We start from the raw sequence: 10,648 nt of genomic DNA, 5'->3' as shown, positions 1-10,648 counted from the left end.
CCGTAAGAACACTAACACCTGAAGCTAGCGCGTCTACCAATTCCGCCACCTTCGCAATTCACAACTCTTTCAATAATGGGGTGGCTAATGGGATTCGAACCCACGACAACTGGAATCACAATCCAGGGCTCTACCAACTGAGCTATAGCCACCACTGTATTCTTTCACGCGGTACTGACTACTTCTCAGACCACCGCAGCTCTAGCGCCGGGACTAAAATGGCGCGCCCGACAGGATTCGAACCTGAGACCTCTGCCTCCGGAGGGCAGCGCTCTATCCAGCTGAGCTACGGGCGCTTAGCGCCGTTGCGGGGCTGGATATTACGTACCTCCGACCCCGCTGTCTAGTGCTTTTTTGAAAAAAATGCGCGTTTGGTTATGGTTTGCACATTTTGCCGCTTATTCCTCCACTTTCTGCGAGGTAGCGCGGCGGCCCAGACCAAAAAGCTTATACGCCGCGGTCACCGCCGCCAGGAAGATCATCCCGACAAACAGCGACATGCGCGTATCTTCATTAAAGTACATTCCGATTAATACGCAAACCAGGAACGCCATCGTCAAATAGTTGGCATACGGGAACATAATAGAACGGAACGGATGGCTGGCGATGGCCTTTTTATGTGCCTGACGGAAACGCAGCTGGCTAATCAGGATAACAAACCAGGGCACCATGCCTGGCAGCACGCTGGCGCTGTAGACATACACGAACACGCGCTGCGGATTCGGGATGATGTAGTTCAGGCAGGAGCCAATCAGCAGGATCACAATCGACACCGCCACACCCGCAACCGGTACGCCCGCACGCGAAACTTTCGCCATTGCCGCTGGCAGCTGATTGTTTCTGGACAGCGCGTAGAGCATACGTCCGCAGCTGTACATCCCGCTGTTGCAGCCTGACAACGCCGCCGTCAGAACCACAAAGTTAATGATGCCTGCTGCTGCCGTGATGCCAATCTTCGCGAAGGTCAAGACAAACGGGCTACCGGTCGTGCCAATTTCATTCCACGGGAAGATGGTTACGATAACGAAGATCGCCCCCACATAGAAAATCAGGATACGCCACAGCACCTTGCCTACGGCGCTTCGCAGCGTAACCTGCGGGTTTTTCGCTTCACCCGCGGTAATACCGATAAGCTCGACCCCCTGATAAGAGGCCACAACGATACACAGTGCCGTCAGGAAGCCCTTCCAGCCGCCCGCAAAGAAGCCGCCGTTTTCGGTCAGGTTACCAAAGCCAATGGCGTGCCCGCCGTTACCAAAGCCGAAGAAGATAACGCCCAGCCCGACCACAATCATCACGATGATGGTGGTGACTTTGATCATCGCAAACCAGAATTCGATTTCACCATAAAGACGAACGGCAGCAAGGTTTGCCAGTGCCACCAGCCCCACGGCAATCAGCGCCGGTATCCACTGGACCATGTCCGGGAACCAGAACTGCACGTAGACCCCTATCGCCGTGATTTCAGAGATGCCAACCGCCATCCACATAAACCAGTATGACCAGGCCGTCAGGTAGCCAAAGAACGGGCTCATATATCGGTGCGCGTAAACGGCGAAGGAACCCGTGACGGGCTCCATGAAAAGCATTTCGCCCATCGAACGCATGATGAAGAAAACGAACAATCCCGCAATGATATAAGCCAGCAAGACCGAAGGTCCTGCCCATTTGAGCGTGCTTGCGGAGCCCATAAACAGGCCCACGCCGATAGTGCCGCCCAGCGCTATCAGTTCAATATGACGAGCCTCCAGCCCACGCTGTAGCTCCGGTTTTTTCTCTGCCATAGATCCTCGATTGTGTTTGCTGTTTCCCGACTTAAGGCCGGGTATTGTTTTTTAGGGGTACTAAAATACGGGGCGAATGGTTTCTTAAAATGCGGCAAATGGCAAACGATGCATAAAAAAAATGAATGCATTGCACAGATTCGCAGCAGTTTTGCAGGGGAGTTGCAGCGCGAACAGCATATCGCGCTACATTTTGATTACATTTTCCCGGTGTAGTGCCAGGTAAGGTAGCGAAGCAGACGGATCTGTCGTGTAATCCGCGTCGGCTGAGATAGCAGGCGATACAGCCACTCCAGCCCCAGGTTTTGCCAGACTTTGGGCGCACGCTTAACATGGCCGGTAAAGACGTCATACGTTCCGCCAACGCCCATATAAAGGGCATCCGGACACACCTGACGGCAGTCACGCATCAGGATCTCCTGGCGTGGGGAGCCCATCGCCACGGTGATGATTTTCGCTCCACTGTCGCGAACGCGTTCAAACAGCGCCTGCCGGGCCTCTGGTTTGAAGTAGCCATCCTGGCTGCCCACGATGTTAACATTCCATTGACTGCGCAATTTCGCTTCGGTCTGCGCCAGTACCTCCGGCTTACCGCCAATCAGGAATACCGGCGTGCCTTCCGCCCCTGCGCGTGCCATCAGTTGCTCCCAGAGATCGGCCCCTGCCACGCGAGATACATTAGCGCCAGGATACTTTTTGCGGATTGAACGCACCACGCTGATACCGTCGGCATATTTAAATTCAGCCGCTTCTATCAGGCTTCTTACTTCGGCGTTGTCTTCCACCGCCAGCATCTTTTCCGCATTGATGGCGACCAGCGTACCGGATTTCATCTGACCACCAGCGAACAGAAAATCCAGCGCGTGTTGCATATCGCGCCAGCCAATAAGCTGCAGACCGCGCAGCGTATAGCGCGGTGCAGAAGTTTTATCCGTCATGACTTTCCCTACTCACACTTGCGACAGCGTTGTGCTGCCCTGCGGCTCGCGCTTATGCACAAGCCCTGCACTGTCAAACAGCCAGTACAACAGTTTGGCCAGTAACAGGCAGATGCCAAAAACGACCATGAAGAAAACCACGCGCGACACGAATGAATCCAGCCCTTCACGCGCCAGAACGATCATATTGAAAATGGCACCAAAGCAGAAACTGTGCAAAATAGCCGCCTTATAGCGGTTTGTTTCTTCGTTGCCGCGCACGTAGAGCCAGTCAAACCACTTGATGATCAGCCCCACCACCACCGCCCCCGGCAGGATAAACCAGCTTCCCCCCATCACCACCAGCGAGCCAATCAACGTAGGTGAGATCGCAAGGCCTGAGTGGTTGTTCAGCACTTCCCAGGTAAAATAGTTTGCCGTGTTGAGTACGACGCCGGGACGGTCTGGCCACAGCCAGGTTGGGATAAAGACATAAAAGTCGCGCACAATAGGCGCAAGGCCCTGGAAATCGATTTTGTCGTAGTTTTGCAGCAACAACGCCAGGTTTTCCCACGGCGAGAAGGTGTCGCGCGTGAGATAGAGGAATGTGTAAAACGCCTCGTCACCGGCTACGTTGAGCCCGTAGCGCTTCAGGGCAAGCCAGAACATACCAACAATGCCAAACATCCCAGCAGCCACCAGCATCCATAAAGAGATCCACCCGCGGATGATGCCGATAAACAGGAAGATTGCGAAAGCGATGATGATGTTTGCACGCGTCCCTCCCACAATCATGTAGGTCAGGAAACCGAAGGCGACGGTACTCACCAGGAAAAACAGCCAGGCTTTGCTGTCCTGACGCAGGAAAAAGATCACCAGCATCGCCGGAATGAAGAAGTAGAAGAAGCGCTTAAGCGCCACGCCCGACACTTCGGCAGAAAAAATCTGGCTGTAGGACTGGAGCTTGAACAGCAGAAAACCATTATGCATGAAGAAGATACCCACGCTTACCAGCGCGATCGTCATCAGCATCACCCACGTCAGGTGCGTCTCCACCCGGTTCATGGTGAAGAGCGCCCGGCGCGGCGCGGTGGATTGCGCTGAACGCAGGCGCGTTTTATAGGTGGCGTAGTAGACCGCGTAGAAGCAGGTCGCTGCCAGGATCGCCTGGAGCAGGATCTCGGGCGGGGCAACGCTCACGTCAAACCGGAAGACCAGAATGCTGGTCAGCGGGAATCCGAAAAAGAAGGTCAGAAGAAACAGTAACGAGAAGAAGACGTTAAAGTTAAAACGCACCCGGCGAAACTCGAACCAGGTGAGCGTGGCGATGAATAAAGTGCTCAGAAGCCAAACGATCAGTAAGCCGCTGAATTGCAACTGGCTCATGCTTTGTCTCCTGCAGCGATACGCAGCGCGCGATGCCACGGCGTGAGGTAGTTCGGGCTAAAGAAGTCGATGGCACTTTTGTCCACCAGCGCCAGTTGTCTCTGCGCTTCGCGGACCACCTCTTCGTTAAGCACATCGGAAGTAAACAGCACCGGCAGATGCTGCTCCGCCATGTCCTGCCAGAATGGGTTTTCGCGATTGAGTACGCAGGGCACACCCGCCTGAATCAGCAGACACAGCGTGCCAATTCCTTGCTGACGCGCAAAGATGAAATAGCCCAGATCGCACCGACGCAGCAGCGCAAGATACTCATCAAATTCCAGCTTATCGTGGAGAATGTGCACATTCCCGGCGCTAAATAACGCGAGTGCCTGCTGGCGGACCTCATTGATATAGGCATCGTTATTGGCCGGATACCCCATCGGCACAATCACATTGACGGTGTCGCCAAACTGCTGATGTACCGCCCTGAGCGCGGCAAGATGTTCATTGCTGCGATCGCCTGAGTTACCCACCAGAATCGTCAGTTTACCCTCGCGCGGCGTATCATTCGCCATGTTGTTCAGCGCCGGGTTCATTCGGGTCGGGAAATAGAGTAGCTCACCGCGTACGTCAGGGTGGCGTTTAGCAAAATAATTGAGATCGCCACGGGTCGCGAAAACGCATCCCACACGCCCCTGCGCCATGCGCCGCAACGGGTAGAAAAGACGGAATGTCCAGCCGCTGGAGACTTCGTAGAGATCGGCTCCCCAGATATGCCAGCTGCACTGCGAAGGTTTGATCCCCCCGCTCAGGAGCGCCAGCCACAGGCCGGTATTAAACTGCCCATGGAAAAAGAAACGTTGCTCACGATCCGCTTTGGCTTTGGCAACAACCGCCTTCGCCAGCGCAGCCTTGTCCGGCCAGAAAGAGAGAGTCAGCGCCGGACACGCCACGCTCAGGCCATTATCCTGACCGGCAACCATAAACTCACGAGCGTCGGGATCCCCCGATGCCAGTTCATCATTGAAGAACCGTAACACGGTCTGGTTATGGTGTGGGATATCCGATCCCAGTATGTGAATCAGTGCAGTCATGCGCGTTTACGCCAAAGTAAAAATACGCCGCAACAGGCAGCGAAATAAACGATATAGGTTGCCATATAGGCCTGAGCCGCCCCCAGCGCACCGTGTGCCGGGATCAACCAGTGTGAGAATGCGGTCAGTAATGCAAACTGGCTGATTTCCGCCAGGATATACAACCGTAGCGAGGCTTTCGCAATCACCAGATAACCAAAAACGTAAGCCCCCACTTTTAGAACATCGCCCACCAGTTGCCAGGCAAACAGATCGCGCATGGCGGTAAACTTCGCGGAGAAGAGCAGCCAGATGGCGACATCGCGCAATAGCCATACGGTTAAACTGGCTGCCGCAACGGCGGGAAGGACAAACCGCAGTGAGCGGGAAATTTCGCGCGTGATATCCTGCCTGGAGGTCAGGCGCGATAAGGTTGGCAGCAAATAGACGCTAAAGGAAGCCGTTATAAATTGGAGGTAGGCATCGGAAATACTGCTCACCCCTTGCCAAATCCCAACTTCGTCCCAGCTGTAATGCGCCGCCAGCAGGTTTCGCATCATCACGTAGGCGACAGGGAGCGTGACGGAGGTGATGAGCGCCATCAGGGTAAATTTTCCCAGCTGGCTTGCCAGCACCTTGTCCCATTGAGGTTTCAGGTAACTCAACGGAATGGTGCCCCGACGCATTAGCATGAACGCCGCCGGAACGACCACTAAAGCCGGTACCAGCGCCAGCCCCAGCAACGCGCCTTCATAGCCGCCCAGCCGATAGCAAAAATAGTAGGCAATCACGCCGATGACGCTGCCGAGGATTAACGCCAGTGCGTTCCCGGCCGCATCACGAAAGCCTTTCATCAGCGCCAGCAGCAGGTTAGCCCAGGCAATGCCCAGCTGAACCAGCGCGACCAGACGAACCAGCCCCTGATAATGGGTGTGACCAAATAACCCCTGGCTTATGGGTGCCGCTGCCAGCAGGAAAATAACCGCCATCAGGGTCGAAAAGCCGGTGACCATCGCCGAGGATGTACCGACAACACGGCGAAGCTGGGCCGCATCATCATGGTACTGCGCAACGTATTTCGTGACGCCGTTGAAAATCCCTGCGCCGGCCAGTACCCCAAGGACGGTCACAAGCTGACGGAAATTGCCTGCCAGCCCGACGCCTGAAGGGCCGAATGAGACGGCCAGCAGCTTGACGACCAGTAGCCCGGCGCCAATTTTGACAAGTGTGGACGCGGCGGTCCACACCGATGCTTTTGCCAGAGACATATCAGCCGAAATAACTCAGAAGGGTGTTAATCACCGTACGCTGGTTAACAGGCGCGAGGTTGTAGAACAGTGGCAAACGAAGCAAACGCTCACTTTCTTTCGTGGTGTAGCGATCTTCACCCGCGAATACCCCAAATGCCTCTCCTGCCGGGCTGGAATGCAGCGGGATATAGTGGAACACCGCCAGAATTTCGGCTTCTTTTAGCCAGGCAATCAACTTGCTGCGATCGTCATTATCGCGCAGTTTGATGTAGAACATATGGGCATTATGGACGCAATCAGCCGGAAGGGTCGGCAGCTCTATTCGCCCGGCTTGTGCCAGCGGTTGCAGCGCGTCGTAATAAGTTTGCCACAGGGACAAGCGCTGAAGATTAATGCGGTCCGCTGCCTCCAGCTGCGCCCACAGGTATGCCGCCTGCAGATCGGCCATCAGATAGCTTGAGCCAATATCGCGCCAGGTATATTTGTCTACCTGCCCCCGGAAGAACTGGCTGCGGTTGGTGCCTTTTTCACGGATCACTTCCGCGCGCTCGACCAGTGCACGGTCGTTAATCAGCGTCGCACCACCTTCGCCACCGGCGGTATAGTTTTTGGTTTCGTGGAAGCTAAAGCAGCCGATATGGCCGATCGTTCCCAGCGCTCGCCCTTTATAGGTCGACATCACGCCCTGAGCGGCATCTTCAACCACGAACAGGTCATGTTTTTTGGCGATCGCCATGATGGTGTCCATCTCACACGCCACACCCGCGTAGTGAACCGGCACAATCGCACGCGTTTTGTCCGTGATTGCCGCTTCAATCAGCGTCTCATCGATGTTCATGGTATCCGGGCGAATATCCACAAAGACAATTTTCGCACCACGCAGGACAAAGGCATTCGCTGTAGAGACGAAGGTATAGCTCGGCATGATCACTTCATCGTCCGGCTGGATATCCAGCAACAACGCCGCCATTTCCAGCGATGCGGTACAGGACGGGGTCAGCAGGACTTTAGCGCTGTGAAACCGCTGTTCCATCCACTGCTGGCAGCGACGGGTAAAACCACCGTCACCACAGAGTTTGCCGCTGCCCATAGCAGACTGCATATAGTCGAGTTCAGTGCCCACGACGGGTGGTGCGTTAAATGGAATCATCTTGTCACCTGTATAACCAGTAAGCGGTGGCGTCGATGTTGGCACCACTCGCGATATAACGTTTAAGCGCGGCGGTGTTGCCCATCTGGGTTGCCACCCGCAGAGTCAAAAGCTGTTGCTGCTGCGCCCAGTGAAGCGCCGCCTGCATGAGTTTTTCGCCCATGCCGCGCCCGGCTAATAAACCAATACGCCCCTCGTTCGCGTTGAGCTTACGAAGCGAGACAAATCCCTCAATCTGGCCGCCTGCAGTGCGAAACACCAGGCACACATGGTCAAAGGTGCCTTTTACCGCGTTCTCTACCCACTGGGCGTAGAAACGCCCGCTGTCGTCCGGTGCATACCACGGTGCACGAAAGCGGCTCCGGGCAAACGCCTGCGCCGCCATCTGACGCAGCGCGGGGATATCCTGCTCCGTTGCCACTTCCGCACCGGGCGAATCATGGCAGACGAGCGTAATGGACAGATCAACCTCGCCTTCAACCAGCTGAAAACCTTGTTGCTGGAGCGCATCGAGCAGGTCGGCACGGTCTGCGGGGATCCTGGCCTGTACCCGCGGCCAGGCGGTGAAGTCGGCGTCAGTCAGAACCGGCGCATCGTCGCGCAGGCGTACGATGGCTGATGGCAGACCAAAAAAGGCACTCTCCCACTCAAGGGACTCGAGAACCCCCTTCAGGTGGCTCAACGCCAGACACCTTTCGTATCAACCACATACTGTTGGCGTACGGCATCACCGGACGTCGCTTTAAATTCTTTATGATCCACCAGCAGCACCAGCACATTCGCCGTCGCCAGCGCCTCATCCAGCGCGGTCAACGTACAGTGGCCCGCCAGTTTTGCCGGCAGTTCATGAATATTGGGTTCAACCACCAGCGTTTCGCCGGTGTGCCAGCCAGCGATCATCTCTGCAATCTCCATCGCCGGGCTTTCGCGTAAGTCGTCAATATTCGGTTTGAATGCCAGACCAAAGCAGGCAATTTTCAGCTCACTGGCGCGTTTGCCGCTCTCAGCCAGACAGTCCGCTACGGTGGCTTTCACCTGACTGAGCACCCAGTGTGGCTTGCTGTCATTCACTTCACGCGCGGTGCGGATCAGGCGGGCCTGCGCCGGGTTTTGCGCCACAATAAACCACGGGTCGACAGCGATACAGTGACCGCCCACGCCCGGGCCAGGCTGGAGGATATTCACGCGCGGATGGCGATTCGCCAGGCTAATCAACTCCCAGACGTTAATCCCCTGATCGGCGCAAATCAGCGACAGTTCATTCGCGAAGGCGATATTCACGTCCCGGAAACTGTTTTCCGTGAGCTTGCACATTTCGGCGGTGCGGGAGTTGGTCACCACGCACTCGCCTTCAAGGAAAATCTTGTAAAGCGCGCTGGCGCGTGCTGAACAGACTGGCGTCATGCCGCCGATCACGCGATCGTTTTTAATCAGCTCTACCATCACCTGACCTGGCAGCACGCGCTCAGGACAGTAAGCAATATTGATATCAGCCTCCTCGCCCGCCTGCTGCGGGAAGCGTAAGTCAGGTCGGGCTTGCGCCAGCCACTGCGCCATCTGTTCGGTAGCGCCGACGGGCGAAGTGGACTCCAGGATCACCAGAGCCCCTTTTTTCAGGACCGGTGCAATCGATTTTGCCGCCGCTTCGACGTAAGCCATGTCGGGCTCATGGTCACCTTTAAAGGGGGTTGGCACCGCAATCAGATATGCATCCGCCTCGACCGGCGTCGTGCTGGCACGCAGGAATCCGCCATCAACCGCCTCTTTCACCACGCGGTCGAGATCGGGCTCCACGATATGAATTTCGCCACGGTTAATGGTTTCCACCGCACGCGCGTTGATATCCACGCCCACAACCTGTTTTTGACGGGAGGCAAACGCTGCCGCTGTGGGCAAGCCAATGTAGCCAAGACCAATGACAGAGATGGTAGTAAAACTCATAGCGATACCCGATTGTGTTTAAGTGCATGCAAAATACGGCCACAAGCCTGCCCATCGCCATACGGGTTATGGGCCCGGCTCATCGCCTGATACTCCTCGTCGTCGTGAAGCAGGCGCGTTACCTCTTCGACGATCAGCTGTGCATTGGTGCCGACCAGACGTACCGTGCCCGCTTTCACCGCTTCCGGGCGTTCGGTCGTTTCACGCATGACCAGCACAGGCTTGCCGAGAGACGGCGCCTCTTCCTGAATACCACCGGAATCGGTCAGGATCAGCCAGGCGTGGTTCATCAGCCAGACAAACGGCAAGTAGTCCTGCGGTTCAATCAGCAGGACGTTTTCTATATGCCCAAGGATACGATTGACCGGCTCGCTGACGTTAGGATTAAGGTGTACCGGGTAGACAATCTGCACATCCTGATTCTGCGCGGCGATTTCCGCCAGGGCATGACAGATTTGCTCAAAACCGCGTCCAAAGCTCTCGCGACGGTGGCCGGTGACCAGAATGGTTTTTTTGCCATTGTTCAGGAAGGGGTAGCGTGCGGCGAGTTCTTTCTGAAGATCGTTGTTTGACAGCACGCGGTCACGAACCCAAATCAGGGCATCAATCACCGTATTCCCGGTGACAAAGATTTTGTTGTCGGCAATATTTTCACGCAGCAGGTTCTGTCGTGAGTTTTCGGTGGGCGCAAAATGGTACATCGCCAGATGGCCGGTGAGTGTGCGGTTGGCCTCTTCGGGCCACGGCGAATAAAGGTTGCCGGTACGCAGACCCGCCTCAACGTGGCCGACAGGAATTCGCTGGTAAAACGCAGCCAGGCTGGTTGCCACCGTGGTGGTGGTATCGCCATGCACCAGAACCACGTCAGGTTTGAAGGACTCCAGAATCGGCTTGAGCTCTTGCAGAATACGGCAGGTTATCTCCGTTAACCCCTGCCCCGGTTTCATAATATTGAGATCGTAATCCGGGACGATAGAAAAGAGAGTTAAGACCTGATCGAGCATCTCACGGTGTTGGGCAGTGACGCACACTTTCGCTTCAATATCAGGATCACTGGCCAGCGCATGAACCAGAGGTGCCATCTTAATGGCCTCCGGCCTGGTGCCAAATACGGTAAGTACTTTCACATCGATTCTCTTCGATTAAACGATGAAGGCCGCAGCCT

The 10,648-nt window shown here is 55.7% G+C and carries 9 protein-coding genes and 2 tRNA genes; all 11 read right to left on the bottom strand.

Going from position 1 to position 10,648, the window contains the following annotated elements; all coding sequences use genetic code 11:
• Positions 1–76 precede the first annotated feature (76 nt).
• Positions 77–152: transfer RNA gene (locus QLG09_RS21245), tRNA-His, on the bottom strand.
• A 67-nt stretch (positions 153–219) separates the two neighbouring features.
• A tRNA-Arg gene (locus QLG09_RS21240) sits at positions 220–296 on the bottom strand.
• A gap of 102 nt (positions 297–398) precedes the next feature.
• Positions 399–1,784: an amino acid permease gene (locus QLG09_RS21235; RefSeq protein WP_047954813.1), complete on the bottom strand. Its 1,386-nt coding sequence runs from the start codon at positions 1,782–1,784 to the stop codon at positions 399–401.
• A 197-nt stretch (positions 1,785–1,981) separates the two neighbouring features.
• Positions 1,982–2,722 carry a lipopolysaccharide N-acetylmannosaminouronosyltransferase gene (wecG, locus tag QLG09_RS21230; protein ID WP_020882887.1) on the bottom strand — a complete coding sequence of 247 codons (741 nt, stop codon included), beginning with the start codon at positions 2,720–2,722 and terminating at the stop codon, positions 1,982–1,984.
• A 12-nt stretch (positions 2,723–2,734) separates the two neighbouring features.
• Positions 2,735–4,087, bottom strand: coding sequence for an ECA oligosaccharide polymerase (wzyE, locus tag QLG09_RS21225; RefSeq protein ID WP_047742266.1), 1,353 nt, complete (start codon positions 4,085–4,087; stop codon positions 2,735–2,737).
• Positions 4,084–5,163 carry a TDP-N-acetylfucosamine:lipid II N-acetylfucosaminyltransferase gene (locus QLG09_RS21220; protein ID WP_049023037.1) on the bottom strand — a complete coding sequence of 360 codons (1,080 nt, stop codon included), beginning with the start codon at positions 5,161–5,163 and terminating at the stop codon, positions 4,084–4,086. The genes wzyE and QLG09_RS21220 overlap by 4 nt, the downstream gene beginning before the upstream one ends.
• A complete protein-coding gene (wzxE, locus tag QLG09_RS21215) occupies positions 5,160–6,410 on the bottom strand; it encodes a lipid III flippase WzxE (RefSeq protein WP_014172149.1) in 1,251 nt (416 codons plus the stop codon). Before wzxE ends, QLG09_RS21220 begins: the two co-directional genes overlap by 4 nt.
• 1 nt (position 6,411) lies before the next feature.
• Positions 6,412–7,542 carry a dTDP-4-amino-4,6-dideoxygalactose transaminase gene (gene rffA, locus QLG09_RS21210; protein WP_049023038.1) on the bottom strand — a complete coding sequence of 377 codons (1,131 nt, stop codon included), beginning with the start codon at positions 7,540–7,542 and terminating at the stop codon, positions 6,412–6,414.
• A gap of 4 nt (positions 7,543–7,546) precedes the next feature.
• On the bottom strand, positions 7,547–8,224 hold the full coding sequence (rffC, locus tag QLG09_RS21205; RefSeq protein WP_049023039.1) for a dTDP-4-amino-4,6-dideoxy-D-galactose acyltransferase: 678 nt from the start codon (positions 8,222–8,224) through the stop codon (positions 7,547–7,549).
• Complete coding sequence (wecC, locus tag QLG09_RS21200) at positions 8,221–9,483, bottom strand: UDP-N-acetyl-D-mannosamine dehydrogenase (RefSeq protein ID WP_014172152.1); 1,263 nt, start codon at positions 9,481–9,483, stop codon at positions 8,221–8,223. Before wecC ends, rffC begins: the two co-directional genes overlap by 4 nt.
• A complete protein-coding gene (wecB, locus tag QLG09_RS21195; protein WP_014172153.1) occupies positions 9,480–10,610 on the bottom strand; it encodes a UDP-N-acetylglucosamine 2-epimerase (non-hydrolyzing) in 1,131 nt (376 codons plus the stop codon). The genes wecC and wecB overlap by 4 nt, the downstream gene beginning before the upstream one ends.
• Positions 10,611–10,648: the final 38 nt, after the last annotated feature.

The sequence above is a fragment of the Enterobacter sp. V89_11 genome (genome assembly GCF_029967775.1).
Lineage (GTDB): Bacteria > Pseudomonadota > Gammaproteobacteria > Enterobacterales > Enterobacteriaceae > Enterobacter > Enterobacter ludwigii.
This window is presented reverse-complemented; position numbering and strand designations above follow the sequence as displayed.